Genomic DNA, 15,345 nt, shown 5'->3' on the forward strand with positions numbered 1-15,345 from the left:
GGCCTCAGTCAGCAATGAGGTGAGCAGCACGTTGAGCCAGACCCGGGGGAACCGGAGTGGCCGAGCGCAACACTGTCAAAGAGCTCCTGAATCGCCTATCGATGCAACAAGCGGGTCCTGGTGACAAGACGTCAAGAGCGTCCTGAGACCTCGCGATGCCAGTGGTCAGCGCCCCGCATGCCGGGTCCGTCTGTCGTTCGGTGCGAACCTGGTTCTGGAGGTGCTCGACGACGGTCGGGGCGCGTATCCAGCCCGCTCCCGCGACGGAGGGATGGGGCTGGTCTCCGTACGCCGCCGGGCCGAGGAACTGGCGAGCGAGCAGGTGCAGAACGCTGTGCTCGGGGCCAGGATGAGGACGTACGGCAGGGCGACGATGCCGTACACGGCGGCCGTCGCCCCGACGTTTCACTGGCCGGAGCCGCTCAGTCCTTTGCCTTCCGCCGCATCCTGGCCCTGATGTAGGCGACTGCCGAGACCACAAGGATGAACAGGCCATGGCCACCCTCAAGTCCTGAACCTGAAGAGGAAGCCTCACTGGCTCCTATACTCCTGGCGTGTTTGATACGCCGAACCTCTTCCACGTTTCCTCCGTGCTCAATCGCCGGTCGATCGCCCAGCATGGCCTGGATTGGGCCCGGATGGGCGCCGCACGGGGAATCGCCGGCAGCCGCCGCCCTGAGGTGGAGGGGATCTTCGTCTGTCGGGGCGAGGAGGAAGCAGCGTTCTTCTTTCAGATCAACAACACCGGTGGGCGGGTTGATCTCTGGTCCGTGGACGGCGTCGATGAGGGGTTGCTCCTCGACAACGGCAACGGATTCGTCTACCTGCCCGGCCGCATACCAGCCGCGCGAGTCCGTCTCGTGCGATCAGACGTTCCTCCGCAGCTTGGTTTTTGACTTCGCGCGGCGGTGCGACTGGGGGCAGGCCCACGCGGAATCTGGATGTGAGCTCGGCAAAGGTGTGGTTGCAGCGCAGGTGCGCCAGCCTCGTCAGCGCCTGGCGGCTGCCGGTCAGCCGCCGCCGGGTGCGGATCTGTCGTCGCCGAGCGGCCAACCCCCGCCGCAGCAGCCGCAGCGCGGAAGTGGACAGGTGCAACCCGGATGGTGGGCAATGACCCGGGGCTCTAGGCGGAGAAGGTTGCTGTTCGCCGACAACCCATCTACCTGGGGCTTCGTTGTCCTGTTACCGCAACCCCTCGATCCCACAGCCAGGTTGGAAGGGGCTCAGCGTGGTGAGGAGTTGCTCGACTCCGCCGTCGGCCAACGTGTTGGCGTACGCGGCGGCGAGGTTCCTTGTCGCCGTGTACCAGGTTCTGGGCCCAGGACTGGTGCACGGCACGGCATGGAATTCGATGTTCTTCAGTTCGAGGCGCATCAGGGCACGCGGAGCCGCCAGGAGATTGTCCACTGCGAGGTGTGGTATTCGATGAGCCGGACGTTCCGCCAGGAGTGGTCGGGGGTCATGTCCGTCCAGGGTTGCGTGATCGTGACCCCGCCCTGGATGGCTCCTCGTGAACGATCCAGCCGCTGGTCCAGCTATGACCGATTACGCGTGAATGGGGCCGGACGTCGTTCGACGTCCGGCCGCACTGTGAGGTGGCGCTGTGGGCTGCAGCCCCTGTGCCCGTACTTGACTCTGCTCAGAAGGTCAGGACCAGTCGGCCTCGAACGCCGCCGGCGGCGAGGAGCCGGTGCGCCTCGGTGGCCTGTTCCGCCGGGAACGTCCTGGCGACCCGGAGTGTGATGAGGCCGTCCTCCACCTGCTGCCGGAGCCGGTCGAGCTTGGCGCGCTCCCGGGCGTATCGGAACACGACGATCGGCTCGTAGGCGATGTCTCGTTCGCCGGGGCCGTCATAGCCCAGGAGCGTCACCACCCGGCCGCCGTCGCGTACCGCCCGAGCGGCGAGAGCGCCGAGCGACGCGGCGTCGACGAGTCCGTCGACGCCCTCCGGGACCTCTGCGCGAACACGGCCCGGGTACTCGGCGCCGCGACGGAGTACGACGTCTGCACCGAGTTCCTTGATCAGTGCCTCGTCCTGCTCCGAGGCGTCGGCGACCACCCGCAGTCCGTCCGCCTTGGCCAGTTGGACGGCGTATCCGCCGACCGCGCCGGCCGCTCCGGTGATCGCGACGGTCTGCCCGGGCTCCAGGCGGAGGGTGTCCAGCGCCAGTCGCGCGGTCAGGCCGTTCATCGGGAGGGTTGCCGCCTGCACGTCGGTCGTAGCGTCAGGAGCGCGGACGACCGACTCCACCGACACCACCACTTGCTCGGCGTACGCGCCGTGGGAGCCGCTGGAAAGCACGATTGCCATCACGCGGTCGCCGACGCGCAGGTCCGTGTTCGTACCCGTGCCTATCTGGTCCACGACCCCTGCGGCTTCCATGCCGGGAACGAACGGCGGTTGGGCGTCCGGCGACCGGGCGACTCCGCTGCGCTGAAGGGCATCGACCGCGTTGACGGTCGCGGCGTGCACCCGGATGCGGACCTCGCCCGGACCGGCATCGGGAGCGGGCAGTTCGAGAACCTGAAGCACCTCCGGCCCACCGGATTCCGTGAAACCTACAGCCTTCATTCGAAGCACCTCATTGCTTGGCATGTGGTCGTTGAGGTGTCCGACCTTTCCGTCTCGCGTGCGCCCGGAAAAGGGGAAGGTTTCTGGCTGGGATGCGGTCAGTGGGGGGACGAATCTCTCCCCCCACTGGCCGGAGCAAGTATGTGGGGCGGCCTGAGGCCTGATCATCCTGAGGCGGAACGAACGGGCCCGGCGTCCGAGCGCTCGGACTGGGAGGACCAAGCAACCGAGGACCACGTCGGCAATGGGTACGGCCGTCCAGCGGCCGGACGCCCACAGCACTCTCGCGGCGGCCGAGCCGATGGCGTCGCGGAGGGGCGACCTCTGTCGGCCAGGGCAGCCCTGGCCAGGGGAAGGATTTCTCCCCCTGCGGACGTGAGTGGGAGAGGGCTCAGATGGCGGGGTCGGACGTCGTCGGCTTCTGGTCCGCGGCCCAGGAGGCCAGGAGACGCAGTCCGTCGTGGGACGGGGTACCGGGTTCGGCGTTCCACACGATGATGTGCTGGTCGGGGTCCGTGCCGCAGGTGAGCGTGTTCCAGTCGAGTGTCAGCTCGCCCACCACCGGGTGATGAAGCTTCTTGATGCCCTTGCCGCGCATCGCGACGTCGTGTTCGGTCCACCACTGCCGGAACTGTGGGTCACGGGCGGAGAGCTCCTCGACCAGAGCGGTGAGGGGCTGGTCGGCGGGGTAGCGCGCGCTCTCCATGCGCAGCTGGGCGATGGCCAGCCGGGTGACCTCCTCCCAGTCGGCATACAGCTCGCGCATCCAGGGTTCGGTGAACAGCAGTCGGACGAAGACGCGCTCCTCCTCCGGGTAGCGCCCGAAATCGGTCCACAGGGCGGCGGCGAGCTGGTTCCAGCCCAGGATGTCGGTGCGCCGGCCGATGACGAAGGCCGGGGAGGCGGTGAGATCGTCCAGCATGCGCTGCAGCTGCGTATCCACCTGCTGGCGCTCGCGCGACGTGGACGGGCGCACTCTCTCTTTCGCCGCGAGGTCGAAGAGGTAGGTGCGCTGGTCTTCGTTCAGGCGGAGCGTCTTGGCGATTTCGTCGAGCAGGGGAGCCGATGCCTGGAGGCGGCCCTGCTCGATGCGCGTGTAGTACTCGGTACTGATCGCGGCGAGAAGGGCCACCTCCTCTCGGCGCAGACCGCTCACACGCCGTCGTTCCCCGGCACGGAGTCCGACCTCGGAAGGACTGAGCTCGGCACGGCGGGCCTTGAGGAACTCACCCAGCTCGTTCAGATGAGGGTTGCGGTTCATGAATTGCAGCCTCGCACAAAAGCCCGGCTCTGTAAGGGGGAGAGATCCTGCCCACGTTGGGCTTTACCTATATGTGAGAACATTATCGACTCTGACCTGCATGGAAAATGACAGAACGGGACTCGGCGGCCCGTAGTGCGTACCGGGCCGCCGAGTGAGTACATGGCCCTGGTGTCAGCTCACAGTGCCTTGAGCAGTTCCTGGGCCAGAGCTACCGCGGAGCCCGGGTTCTGGCCGGTGAACAGGGTGCGGTCCACCTCGACGTGCGGGGCGAACGGCTCGGTCTCGCGATAGTCCGCACCGAGTTCGTTGACGAGGCGGTCCTGCAGCAGCCACTTCGCGCGGTCCGCGAGACCGTTCTGCTTCTCCTCGGCGTTGGAGAGGCCGGTCAGACGGTAGCCGGTGAACGGGGACGTCCCGTCCGGGCCGATGGTGGCCAGTAGCGCCGCGGGGCCGTGACACACCAGGGATACCGGCTTGCCCGAGGCGAGCCAGTCGGTGAGCAGCTTGCCGGAGGCGGCGTCATCGGGCAGGTCTTCCATCGGGCCCCAGCCGCCGGGGTAGAACACGGCCACGTAGTCGTCGATGTCGACGTCCTCGATGCGCATCGGGTGCGCCAGCTCGGTCGCCTCCTGCAGGGCGGTGCGCATACGCTGCGCGCCTTCCTCGCCACCGTTGAAGTCCGCGGTGAGGCTGAGCGCGTCCGCTGTGGGCGGCACACCGCCGGGCGTCGCCGCCGCGATCTCGAATCCGGCCTCCTTGAAGACCTGGTAGGGGCCGATTGCTTCCTCGGCCCAGAAGCCGGCCGGCTGCCGGGTTCCGTCGGCCAGCGTCCAGTGGTCGGACGCGGTGATCACGAAGAGGATCTTCGCCATGGGTGGATCTCCTTGAGGGGGGTGGTCTCAGCCCTTGAGGGCTTCCTGGATGACGTGGCTGTCGGCGGCCTGCCGCATGCTGACGGCCTTGCCGTCACGGACGGTCCAGAAGTGGATGAACCGGACGTCGACCGCGTTCCCGGTCTTCGTCTCGGCGTGGTAGTGCCCAAACACGAAGACATGGCCCTCGTCGTCCGCGTAGAACTCCTCGGGCACCGCGCCCAAGGAGACGAGGTTCGGCATCGGCGTGCCGAAGAAGTCCTTTGCCACGCTGTCCCAGCCGTGGTAAACGCCGCTGTTCGGGAAGCCCGGAGTGATGTCCCAGACGAGGTCCGGGGCCATGACCTCCGAGGTGACCTCGGGCGCCATTCGGGATTCGTATACCCGGCGGATGAGGGCGAGGTTCGGAGAATCGGACATGAGTTGCTCCTTGCGGGGGGTGGGCGTGGGGGTGGTCGATCGGAATCCGAAACAGGAAAGAAGGCCGGGTGATCAGGCGGCGAGCGCGGCCCGCCCGGCCCGGAAGACCGCGGCCTGGTGTGCGACGCGCGCGCCCAGGTGCTCCGCGGTGGCGAGGTCCGACCGGTGGACCGCTTCCGGGCCGGCATCGGTGGGGCTCTGGGCGCCGGCGCCCATGAAGAAGCCCAGCCGGTTGATGTCGTCCTCGCTGCCCTTGGTGGAATCCCAGCCCGGCATCAGACCCAAGCTGATCCAGTGCATGCCGTGCTGAGCGGCCAACGTGGCGTAATAGTTCAGGGTTGACGACTTGTCACCGCTCTTGGCGCCGGAGTTGGTGAAGCCCGCGGCAAGCTTGTCCGCCCAGGCGTGCGAGAACCAGCGCCTGCTGCTGGCCTCGGCGAACGCGTGGAACGCCGCGGAGGCGGTGCCCATGTACGTCGCGGCACCGAAGATGATCGCGTCAGCGGCGTCCAACTGCGCCCACTGCTCATCCGTGATGGTGTCCACGGAGATCACGACCACGTCGGCGCCGGCCCCCGCCGCGCCATGTGCCACGGCCTCGGCGACGACGGCCGTGTGGCCGTAGCCCGAGTGAAAGGCAACGGCGATCGTGGTGCGGCCGGAAGGGGACATGACGATCGGGCTCCTCAAATGTCTTTGTGCGGTGTGTGACCGAGCATTGCATCGGAAGAGCGCGCTGTGAGGGGTAAGAAATTTTCCCCTGTCTACCGCTCTCCCGGTATGTGAATCCGTCCGACGGCCGGAACCCGCAGAGTGGCCCGTCCCGCACCCGCGTGGCACGGCAGTTACAGTTTGCGTTCGCTGCTCGTCGGAGACTCGGTTTCTGTCCATACTCGGCTGAGGCGCTGAGGGCCACTAGAGGACGGCGAAGAACTCCACCATCTTGGGGATCGCCTGGTCCACGTATTCAGGCACGTCGTACATCGCAATATGTGTTGCGCCTTCGACGACGAACAACTCCTTCGGCCCCTTGGACAGCTCGTAGGCCTGGTCGCTGAATATCTTTGTGTCCGCCTTGCTCCCTGCAATGAGGAGCATCGGCTGGGTAAGAAGTTCCGGGATCTGGTCGAACGCCGAGAAGGCGAACATCTTGTCCATGCTGGTCAGCAGGAAACGGCCCTTCGAATTGGGATGCTCACCTCGCGGCGTCCTGTAGTAGTCGTACCCCTCGCGCAGGAGGTCCGGCGTGCTCTCGTTGATCTCCTCCAGCGTTTCTGGGACGAACGGGGCGTAGAGAGGTTTTGCTCCCCTTGCTTCCGCCGTGCGCTGCTGGGCGACCATCTCCAGCGTTCCGATCTGCTCGGCCACGGGGGACAGATGCCCCAGAAAGCCCCTGGAGCCTTCGCCCATCGGAGCTGCGCTGACCGTAGCCACTGCCTTGAAACGACGTTCTGTCTGAGCCACGTTGATCGCGTAGCCGCCGCCGGCGCAAATGCCGAAGACCCCCATGCGCTCGGAGTCGACGAACGGAAGTGTGGTGAGGAAGTCTGCTGCACAGCGCGCGTCTTCCACCCGGGTCGTCGGGTCCTCCAAGAGGCGGGGTTCGCCACCGCTCGCTCCCTGGTACGAGGAGTCGTAGACGACAGTGACGAATCCGTGTTCAGCGAGCCTCTTGGCGTAGTGGCCGATGGTCTGTTCCTTTACGCCTCCGGCCGGATGAATACCGACGAGTGCCGGATATTTCTTGTCTTCGCTGAAGTTTTCCGGCAGATGGAGATGTCCCGCAATCTCTACTGCCTTATTCCTGAACGAAACAGTTTCGACCATGGTGCGTGCCCCTTCTGTGTACTCGGGCCGCGCTCGGGCGGACCTCAGATCATGGTCTGCCGAAGCTCAGGGCATGTCTACACGTGATGGGGGGAGGAATCTTTCCCCTGGGTACAACTCGCTGGGTAGGTAATTGTTCCCGCGACCCCGTTCCGCTCTTGGTTCCTGTAAGGGCTCAGAACGATTTCGCTTAAGAGGTCCTAACAGAAGTTGTTGATCATGTGACTTTCGGCTTGGGTGGTCGTTGGTCTGGTCGTGGGGAAACGACAGTCGCGGCCATGGATCGTGTCGGATGAACTGTGGTCGCTCATCGAGCCCTTGCTGCCGGGACCGGGGCCGAAGTTGGTGGAGGGCCGCCCACGGGTCCTGGACCGGCAGGCGCTGTGCGGGATCCTGTTCGTGCTGCATACGGGCATCCAATGGGATTACCTGCCGCAGGAGTTGGGCTTCGGGTCGGGGATGACGTGCTGGTGGCGCCTGGCCGCGTGGAACGAGGCCGGCGTGTGGGAGGAACTGCAGCTGGTGCTGCTGACGAAGCTGCGGGCCGCGGGGAAGCTGGACTGGTCGCGGGCGGTGATCGACTCCTCCCATGTCAGGGCGGCGCGGCGCGGCCCAAAAGCGGGCCGAGCCCGGTCGATCTCGCACGGCCGGGCAGCAAGCACCACGTCCTCACCGACGGGCAGGGCATCCCGCTCGCGGTGTCCTTGGCCGGCGGCAACCGCAACGATGTCACGCAGTTGCTGCCGCTGCTGGACAAGGTTGTGGCCGTGGCCGGTGTCGTCGGCCGGCCCCGACACAGACCCGACGCGCTCCTCGCCGACCGCGGCTACGACCACGACAATTACCGCCGCCTGCTGTGGCAGCGCGGCATCCGCCCGGTCATCGCCGAACGAGGCGTTGAACACGGCTCCGGCCTGGGTATCTTCCGTTGGGTGGTAGAGGGCACGATCGCCTGGCTGCACGGCTTCCGCCGCCTGCGGATCCGCTGGGAACGACGCGACGACATCCACGAAGCCTTCCTCGGCCTCGCCAGCCACAGCGGGATCTTCTCAAGGCGAACCACGCCCTGACCGCTCACATGGCAAGCGCGGCATACCGCGTCGACGCGGCGCTCAGGTCGTATCGCGCTTCGCGGCCGACGGAGAGGGCGGTTGCTCGTCGCGGCTCTCCGAGGTGAAAGCGTCGCGGCGAGTGAGAGTCACCGACAGAGGCAGGCCCAGCCGCTCGGCTGCGCGGCGCCGGACACCCACCTGAGCTCGGGTCCGGGGACGGAAGGAGGGGAGACGCGAGCAGCCGCAGCCGGGGCGGTGATCGTAGGTCAGCCCCTCCGCGAGCACAGTCGCAACGACTGACCACGCCTTCGTGTCGCGTCGCCGGGGTGCAGCAAAGTCGTAGCCGGCGAAGACGAGCTGTTCACGACAGCCAGGACAGATGCGCTTCCGGATCGGCCATGTGCTGCCTTTGAAGGAGAGCCGGCACGCGATGCATACGTAGTGCCGGAAGGCGCCGTTGAACGCGTGGTAGCACATGGTCCGACAGGATACGCATCGTCCGCGGGCGAGCCCAACTGGATTCCTAGAGCCCGATCTGGCCAGTCGGCCGCCCGGCCAGTGTCCGCACCACCACACGATGGGCGCGGACGCACAAATAGCGGGACTCCCCTTAGGGTGTGGCGCTGCTCCAGCGCCGCGACTCCGGCGCCCAGTCGCCCTCGTACTGAACCGGGACGGTGCGCACGAACTTGACGATGCCGGGATCGTCCTCCAGCCGGGGCACCCTGTCCGCACCGTTCCCGCGGGCGTGAGCGGTGCGGACATCGGCACACTTCCTCTCGATCAACCAAGGCACGGATCGATTACCACCACTCAGTCGTATCGGAACCACTCGTCCAGGTGCTTCGTCCGGGGAGGTTGAGGACGGAAGCGCCAGGTCGACCGAGGGATCTTGAACGGGTGAGCGTCTTCCGGTTCGGCGTGATTTCGATGTCTGCACCGAACCGGAAGACGCTCGTGGTTTTCAGTCAGGCACGCCTGCCGAGGCCGGAGGCGTCTGCTTGGCCCGCTGTTCGGTCGAGGATCACTGGCTGCTGAGGCGGGTCCGGACTACGGAGCGCTTCCAGGTCTTCCCGGCCACTACACGGCTATGGGCGGACGAGAGTCAGAGTGCGCCCAGCGCGGCGCGCGCGACCTCGTCGTCCTGGGCCGGGGTGCCTCCGCCGGCCCCGAGGGCACCGATGAACTGGCCGTTCTCGAAGATCGGGCGACCGCCGGGCAGCAGGCTGCAACCGCTGGCGACGAAGGAGGCGATCTGGCCCGGGTCCTTGATGTTGGTGGCCAGGTCGGCTGTGGCGGTCCGGAAGGTGCGCGCGGTGTGTGCTTTCGCCGGTACCAACATGACCGCCGCCGAGCTGTTGTTGTCCATGCGAAGCGATGCCTTGGTTTCGCCGGCGGAGTCCACGACCAGGACGAACATGGGTGGAAGGGAGTGGTCCCGCACGTAGCGGACGGCGGCCTCGATGAGCCGCTGGGCCTGGGCCAGGCTGATCGTCCGCGTCGCGATCGATCCACTGCTGCCGGTGGCGGCCGAGGCGCTGTCGGCGAGCATCTGACTCAAGGCCACTCCGCCCGCTACCGCCCCCGCCATCCCTAGCACTCCGCGCCTCGTGGCCTGGCTGTTGCCGGATTCTTCTGCCATGGTTCTGCTCCCTCAATCTCTGTACGGAAAATTCTTGCGAATCTCGGTGTGGGCTTCCTGGGCGCCCTGCCTGCGTCGACGGGCAGGTTGCTGCCGGTGATCATGGATGCCCGGCCCGGACGCCGGGCGATGGAGTGGGCGCCTCGCCTTCCGGAATCACTTCATGCGTGAAGTTATATCCGGTGTCACTTCATGATGCAACTGATGCCTGAAGTGATTGACTTCACATGTGAAGTGATGCTGTCTCGTGCCGGAACCGGGATGTCACGGCCTCGGGCTCAGAGGGTCTCGGCGCTGCTCGTCGCCTGCGCGATGCGCCTCGCGATCTCGGTCTTCTGACGCATCTGCACGGGGGAGGGGCCGTCGATGATGAGACGGCGGACCGCGGTGACATGACCCGGGGCGCTGACCTCGATCTTCGCCGTCCCTGCGTCGGTCAGGCAGGCCAGGGTGCAGCGGCCGACGATGCGGTCGATGCAACGGCCGCGGAGAAGCACCTGGCGCCGGCGATGATCAGAGGTGAGCTTCGCCTCGGTGATTCCGCATCCGGCGCTCGTGCCCCGTGGAGGGCATAACGAAGGGGCGGTTCCGCCCGGATGGCGCTCCGGCGACCGCGCCCACCGGGGCCGGGATGGGCAACCGGGTCGGCTGGTGGCTCCACCCCGGCGACCACCACCGAAGGATGCGGGAGGTGCCGGGCACGCAGTCGGCCTGGTGATGGTGATAGGGCGCCGGACAGGACACCGGAGGATGCCGGGCACAAGGCGGCACCTGCTCCGGTCAGGCGGGCCCACCACCGCTACGCCCCGAACCTCGACACCCGACTCGTTTCGGCTTGGGCGAAGGTCTGCTCACCCGCGGGTCAGGCCCAACTGGCCCGCGCGCATTCCGGCCTGGAAGCGTGAGTCCGCGCCCAGGGCGAAAAGGAGTTCGGCGACTCTTCGACGGTAGGTGCGCAACGACATGCCAAGTTCGCGTGAGGCTGTCACGTCGGTCATTCCGGAGCCCAGTGCGTACAGCACTTCGCGGGTTTGCGCGTCGATCCGGGGCCGGTCGGCGTCGAAGAAGGCCGCCAGATCGGTGGCCGTCTCCCACGCGGCTTCGAACAGCGCGTACGCCCCGCTGACCAGGGCGGGTTCGACGCTCATCGTGTACGTACGGTGACGGGGACCGTGAGCGGCCGAGGCTGAGTGCGTGGGGTCGGTGAGGAACATGGTTCGCCGGTCGATGAACACCGTCCCCTGGGGGAGGGGGGTGGCTGTGATCCGCACCTGCATGCCGTGGGCGGTCATCTCGCGCAGTACCTCCCGGTCGCGCTCGTCGGCGAGCACGGCGGGGCTGTACAGCTTGCGGGCCTGGCGTGCTCCGTCACGTCGGATCCGCAGGCGGGCGGAGTCGCGGGCATGGGGCCAGGTGTCGAGGTCGCGTGCGGCGCTGACCCACTCCGCGTCGAACAACTCCACCAAGGGCTTGATCCGCGCGCGGAGCTCAAGATCACCTTTGAGGGCCATGTGCTGTGGCATGCGTTCATTGTGCCTGTGGCAGCAAGGTGCCACAGCCTCGTCAGCAGGTTGAGGGCCGTGCAGGCTGGGCCCATGAGCAATGAATTCCGCCTCGGCGGCGACCTGGCCGTCAACCGGCTCGGCTTCGGTGCCATGCGCCTCCCGTCCAAGGAGGGCATGGGTGGACCTGCCCGCGATCCCGAGACCGGCCATGCCGTACTGCGCCGTGCCGTCGAACTGGGCGTCAACCTCATCGACACCGCCGACTTCTACGTCAGCGCCGGTGGTGCGGTGCGCGCGAACACACTGATCCGCGAGGCCCTCCATCCTTACGCGTCCGACCTGGTCATCGCCACCAAGGTGGGCCCCGTCCGCCGCCCCGACGGCTTCCGCCAGGCCGCCACCCCGGCCGACCTGCGCGGCTTGGTGGAGGCCAACCTCGGCGGCCTGGGCGTGGACCGCCTTGATCTGGTCTACCTGCGCATCGGTCGGATGGAGCCCCCGCACGGGGAGTCGCTCGCCGAGCGCTTCGAGGCGCTCGCGGCGCTGCGGGAGGAGGGCCTGATCCGTCACCTCGGCCTCAGCAACGTCGACACCGCCCATGTCGCGGAGGCCCGCGCGATCGCCCCGGTCGTGGCAGTGCAGAACCAGTTCCACGCCGCCAAGCGCGACGACGTGGAACTGCTGGCCGTCTGCGAGGAGGCCGACATCGCGTTCGTGCCCTTCTACCCGATGGGCGGCGGCAGGGAACTCGACGACGAGCGACTGGCCAAGGTCGCGGCCCGGCACGGCGCCGCCGTGTCGCAGATCGGCCTGGCCTGGCTGCTGGCCTCCTCCCCGGTGACCCTGGCCATCCCCGGCACGGGCTCCCTCTCGCACTTGGAGGACAACATGGCCGTCGCCGGGATCACCCTCACCGAAGAAGACCTCGATGACCTCTCCTGACGTGCGAGGGCTGTCGAAACGCCTCAAGGGAAACCGTCACGAGCATCGTCGTGATGACGGGCGCGACAGCAGGAAGCGGTAGGCACGCGGCCTGCCGACTTGTCGGTCGACCCGAGGTTCCCGAACACCGACCGGCGCGGTGCCGGTGACCACCGGGCGGCCTCCGTCGTCGACAACCATCCTGCCCACAGCCTGTTGGCACGGCTTCTCCTGCTCGCCACGGGAGATCGCGGACGGCTGCTCGATCGCCAGGAGCGCCGCACACGACCGGCCATGCGCCGATGCCGCCCATGACGCTGGATCCGAGGGCCCTCGCGCATCCCTCGTTGCGGGCCGTGGCGCACATTGTGCGTTCGACGACCCAGCGGCAACGTCAGGTCGGTGCCGTGCGGTTGTCCTCCTTCGGCGATCGCGGATCGGGCGTCGGCGTACAACCACCTCAGGATCCTCGCGCTGACGCATGGCAGTCCGGGCCGCCGGGGCGACGAGGTTGTCGATCTCGCCGACCGGGGCAGCGTGGCGAAGAAGAGGGCCGGTACCTTCTCGCTCGGCACGGGCCAACGGCTGGGCATTGCCGCAGCGCTGCTGGGTGATCCGCAGACGATTGCGCTGGACGAGCCGGTCAACGTCGACGCTGTCACGCGCCGCGTCTTCCTCGGCAAAGAATCTCCCGGAACTCCTCACCGGGGCCGGTGGTTACGGCACTCCTTCCTCCTGAGCAGGGCGCGGCCTGCCGGGTGTCTACACTCACGTGAGATCTGGTGAACTCATGGGAGGAGTCGGGATGCCGCGCAACCGCCAGCAGATCCCCCGGGAGGAGCGCACGGGTGATCTGCTAGCCGCGGCCACCGAGCTCTTTCTGGCGAAGGGTTATGACAAGACGACGATGGCGGACATCAGTTCCGCCGCCGGTGTGGCCCGAGGCAACGTCTACTGGTACTTCGACTCCAAGGACCACATCTTCGCCGCCGTCATCAACCGCATGCTCAGTCGCGAGATCCGCATCCTGAACGAGGAGCAGGCCGGTTCCGACCCATTGAGCCGCCTGGTGCGCGGGCTGTCCGACATGCGCTACTCCCGGCCGCTGCACCAGGCCATGCACGACCGGCTTCCCCATTCGGAGGCAGTTCGCGAGGCCCACAGCACCTTCATGAACTGGATCGTCGGACTGGTCGACGAGTTCATGGCCGAGCGCGGCCTCGACGACGCCCCTGGTATCGATGCCGGGCTCGTCCGCGATGTCGCGGTCGCCGTCTTCGAAGGGGCGCACGTGCCCAATGACTGGAACAGACCGGCCCACGAGATGATCCGGTTTCTGTTGGAGTCCGTCGTGGCCAGGAATTCAGCGGCCAAGGGGCGGAAGCGCTGAACGCGGTACCTCAGACGAGGTGAGGCCCGACTCCCGCTGATACCGTCCGCGTCGCTCCGGCCGCTTTCCCGTCCGAAGGCGGGACCGTCGCACCGCGCAGTCTGTCGAGCACGGCGACGGGATCCGCGGGAGCCTGCCGGCCTCGCCAGCCGACGTGACCGTCCGGGCGTACGAGCACCAGCGGCCGCTCGTACAGTTCCGCGGCGGCAGGGTCGGCGAGGCGCAGCACCGTCAACGGCACACCACACCCGCGCGCGGCCTCCACCAGAGGCATGGGGTCCGGGGAACCCGAGACCACGAGCGTGAACCCGTGCCCGAAGTGGTCGAGCACCGAGCTGCCGTCGGGCAGCCAGGCGTGCGGTGCGCGGCAGCCGGGCCACGTCGACGGTACGTACTCGTCCGGCTCGTCGGGCGGTTCCGGACTGCCGTCGGGTACGCAGACCGGGGAGCCGCTGTACCGGTAGCCGAGCTGGACGCCCGTGCAGCGGAACTCCTTGGCCCGAGACCCGCGGATCTTTTCGCCCATCTCACGTCGGGCCCGTTCGCCTTCCTCGTCCGTGTGGTCGAGCACTGGGTCGGGGACGAGCCGCGCGTCGGCCCTCCAGTTGCTGGAGGCTTCCGTGACGTTGCGGACGGCGATCGGCCGCCGCTCCTGTTCGTAGCTGTCCAGGAGCGCCGGGTCTCCCCATCCCTGGAGGGTCGCGGCGAGCTTCCAGCCGAGGTCCACGGCGTCACCGATCCCGGTGTTGGCGCCGAATCCCCCCTTCGGCCACAGCAGATGCGCCGCGTCGCCCGCTAGGAACACCCGGCCCTCACGGTAGGTGCGGGCCACGACGCAGTGGCCGCTCCAGGGCTGCGCCGCGAGGATCTCCACGTCGATCGGCGCACCGACGGCCTCGCGTATCCAGGTGACCGCGTCAGCGGGGTCGGGCTCTTCGTCCAGGTAGACCGAGAGCCGCCATTCGTCCACGCCGTTGACGACCGTGATGTACGGCCTGCGCGCCGACGACAGTGTGTGGATCTGTACCGCGGGGCCGCCCAGTCGCTCCCGCACAAGGTCCAGCAGCTGCGGCGCACGGAAGTGCACAGCGAAGTTGTGACCCTGGGCGAACATGCCCTCGAACGGGATATCGAGCGCCCGACGTATGCCGCTGCGGCCTCCGTCGCAGGCCACCAGGTACGTGCCGGTCAGTGTCTCGGTGGCACCGCTCGCCAGGTCGCGCACCACGGCCAGGACACCCTCGGAGTCCTGCTCCATCGTCTCCAGGCGGGTGCCGTACAGGATCTCGACCCCTGGCAGTGCGCTGGCCGTGCGTGCGAGCAACGGTACGAAGGCGAACTTGGACAGGAACACGGGACCCTCCGGCGTCAGCGGGGCGTACACGCCCGAAGACCGGTTGGTGACCCCGTAGTCGAAGTCGGTGAGGACATGCCCCGTGGCGGAGGTCGCGAACACCGTGCGGTGCGGGTAGTCCGGGGGCGGTGCCGACTCCGTGCGTGCCTCTTCCGCACAGCCCCAGCGCCGCAGGTGTTCCATGGTGCGCGAAAAGATGGCCTCGCCTGCGGGAAAGGGCACGCGGCCGTCGCCCTGATCGATCACGGTGACCGGTACACCGCGCCACCCCAACTCGGTCGCGAGGGCGAGGCCCACGGGCCCCGCTCCCACGACCAGGACGCGCCGAGATCCGGTTTTCTCGTGCCGGTCGTACATAGAAGATCTGCCTTCCTGAGCAAGGGTCGGACCTCTCATGGTCTCATCTCTTGAACCGGGGTCAGAGTCGCACGTACATGTCGATGTATGGAAGACCTGCAAAAACACAAGCCTTTTGGTCGATCGTATGCGGTGCTACGCTCATCTCGCGTTCAAGAGACAGGGAACG

At 67.4% G+C, this 15,345-nt stretch carries 16 protein-coding genes and 2 pseudogenes; 6 read left to right on the top strand and 12 right to left on the bottom strand.

Annotation, left to right across the window (positions count from 1 at the left end):
* Window positions 1-271 precede the first annotated feature (271 nt).
* Together OHN74_RS42245 and OHN74_RS42250 are read left to right on the top strand one after the other, a co-directional pair.
* Complete coding sequence (locus tag OHN74_RS42245; RefSeq protein ID WP_327699857.1) at window positions 272-457, top strand: hypothetical protein; 186 nt, start codon at window positions 272-274, stop codon at window positions 455-457.
* A 97-nt stretch (window positions 458-554) separates the two neighbouring features.
* The gene (locus tag OHN74_RS42250; protein WP_327699858.1) at window positions 555-896 is read left to right on the top strand and encodes a hypothetical protein; all 342 of its coding nucleotides are present in this window, start codon (window positions 555-557) and stop codon (window positions 894-896) included.
* A 16-nt stretch (window positions 897-912) separates the two neighbouring features.
* Here the strand turns inward: OHN74_RS42250 and OHN74_RS42255 are convergent.
* The 8 genes and pseudogenes from OHN74_RS42255 to OHN74_RS42290 all read right to left on the bottom strand — a co-directional run.
* Window positions 913-1,095: pseudogene (locus tag OHN74_RS42255) on the bottom strand (IS5/IS1182 family transposase); the annotation flags it as partial.
* 87 nt (window positions 1,096-1,182) lie between these two features.
* On the bottom strand, window positions 1,183-1,407 hold the full coding sequence (locus OHN74_RS42260; protein ID WP_327699859.1) for a hypothetical protein: 225 nt from the start codon (window positions 1,405-1,407) through the stop codon (window positions 1,183-1,185).
* 232 nt (window positions 1,408-1,639) lie between these two features.
* The gene (locus tag OHN74_RS42265; RefSeq protein ID WP_327699860.1) at window positions 1,640-2,572 is read right to left on the bottom strand and encodes an NADP-dependent oxidoreductase; all 933 of its coding nucleotides are present in this window, start codon (window positions 2,570-2,572) and stop codon (window positions 1,640-1,642) included.
* Window positions 2,573-2,963: 391 nt separating this feature from the next.
* Complete coding sequence (locus tag OHN74_RS42270) at window positions 2,964-3,833, bottom strand: helix-turn-helix domain-containing protein (protein ID WP_327699861.1); 870 nt, start codon at window positions 3,831-3,833, stop codon at window positions 2,964-2,966.
* Between the two features lie 179 nt (window positions 3,834-4,012).
* Window positions 4,013-4,708 (bottom strand): type 1 glutamine amidotransferase domain-containing protein, encoded by a 696-nt coding sequence (locus OHN74_RS42275; RefSeq protein ID WP_327699862.1) that lies wholly within the window; start codon window positions 4,706-4,708, stop codon window positions 4,013-4,015.
* A gap of 27 nt (window positions 4,709-4,735) precedes the next feature.
* A complete protein-coding gene (locus OHN74_RS42280) occupies window positions 4,736-5,128 on the bottom strand; it encodes a nuclear transport factor 2 family protein (protein ID WP_327699863.1) in 393 nt (130 codons plus the stop codon).
* Window positions 5,129-5,200: 72 nt separating this feature from the next.
* Window positions 5,201-5,800 carry a flavodoxin family protein gene (locus OHN74_RS42285; RefSeq protein WP_327699864.1) on the bottom strand — a complete coding sequence of 200 codons (600 nt, stop codon included), beginning with the start codon at window positions 5,798-5,800 and terminating at the stop codon, window positions 5,201-5,203.
* 243 nt (window positions 5,801-6,043) lie between these two features.
* Window positions 6,044-6,955, bottom strand: coding sequence for an alpha/beta hydrolase (locus tag OHN74_RS42290; protein ID WP_327699865.1), 912 nt, complete (start codon window positions 6,953-6,955; stop codon window positions 6,044-6,046).
* A gap of 282 nt (window positions 6,956-7,237) precedes the next feature.
* Between OHN74_RS42290 and OHN74_RS42295 the strand changes: the two genes are divergently transcribed.
* A protein-coding gene (locus OHN74_RS42295) for an IS5 family transposase (RefSeq protein WP_443060593.1) occupies window positions 7,238-8,025 on the top strand; the annotation gives its coding sequence in 2 pieces (ribosomal slippage) (window positions 7,238-7,574 and window positions 7,574-8,025; 789 coding nt in all).
* Window positions 8,026-9,112: 1,087 nt separating this feature from the next.
* Here OHN74_RS42295 and OHN74_RS42300 read toward each other — a convergent pair.
* The 3 genes from OHN74_RS42300 to OHN74_RS42310 form a co-directional block, all read right to left on the bottom strand.
* Window positions 9,113-9,649: a GlcG/HbpS family heme-binding protein gene (locus OHN74_RS42300; protein ID WP_327699866.1), complete on the bottom strand. Its 537-nt coding sequence runs from the start codon at window positions 9,647-9,649 to the stop codon at window positions 9,113-9,115.
* A gap of 278 nt (window positions 9,650-9,927) precedes the next feature.
* Window positions 9,928-10,146, bottom strand: a complete 219-nt coding sequence (locus OHN74_RS42305) for a hypothetical protein (RefSeq protein WP_327699867.1) — start codon at window positions 10,144-10,146, stop codon at window positions 9,928-9,930.
* A 354-nt stretch (window positions 10,147-10,500) separates the two neighbouring features.
* Complete coding sequence (locus tag OHN74_RS42310; protein WP_327699868.1) at window positions 10,501-11,172, bottom strand: DNA-binding response regulator; 672 nt, start codon at window positions 11,170-11,172, stop codon at window positions 10,501-10,503.
* Window positions 11,173-11,244: 72 nt separating this feature from the next.
* Here OHN74_RS42310 and OHN74_RS42315 point away from each other — a divergent pair, with 72 nt between their 5' ends.
* From OHN74_RS42315 to OHN74_RS42325, 3 genes and pseudogenes are all read left to right on the top strand, one after another.
* Window positions 11,245-12,096: an aldo/keto reductase gene (locus OHN74_RS42315; protein ID WP_327699869.1), complete on the top strand. Its 852-nt coding sequence runs from the start codon at window positions 11,245-11,247 to the stop codon at window positions 12,094-12,096.
* A gap of 423 nt (window positions 12,097-12,519) precedes the next feature.
* A pseudogene (locus OHN74_RS42320) lies at window positions 12,520-12,723 on the top strand (ATP-binding cassette domain-containing protein); the annotation flags it as partial.
* A 157-nt stretch (window positions 12,724-12,880) separates the two neighbouring features.
* Window positions 12,881-13,465, top strand: coding sequence for a TetR/AcrR family transcriptional regulator (locus OHN74_RS42325; protein WP_327699870.1), 585 nt, complete (start codon window positions 12,881-12,883; stop codon window positions 13,463-13,465).
* 10 nt (window positions 13,466-13,475) lie between these two features.
* On the opposite strand, the gene OHN74_RS42330 is transcribed toward OHN74_RS42325, so the two are convergent.
* On the bottom strand, window positions 13,476-15,215 hold the full coding sequence (locus OHN74_RS42330) for an FAD-dependent monooxygenase (protein ID WP_327699871.1): 1,740 nt from the start codon (window positions 15,213-15,215) through the stop codon (window positions 13,476-13,478).
* Between the last annotated feature and the right edge of the window lie 130 nt (window positions 15,216-15,345).

It is taken from the genome of Streptomyces sp. NBC_00459 (assembly GCF_036013955.1).
Lineage (GTDB): Bacteria > Actinomycetota > Actinomycetes > Streptomycetales > Streptomycetaceae > Streptomyces.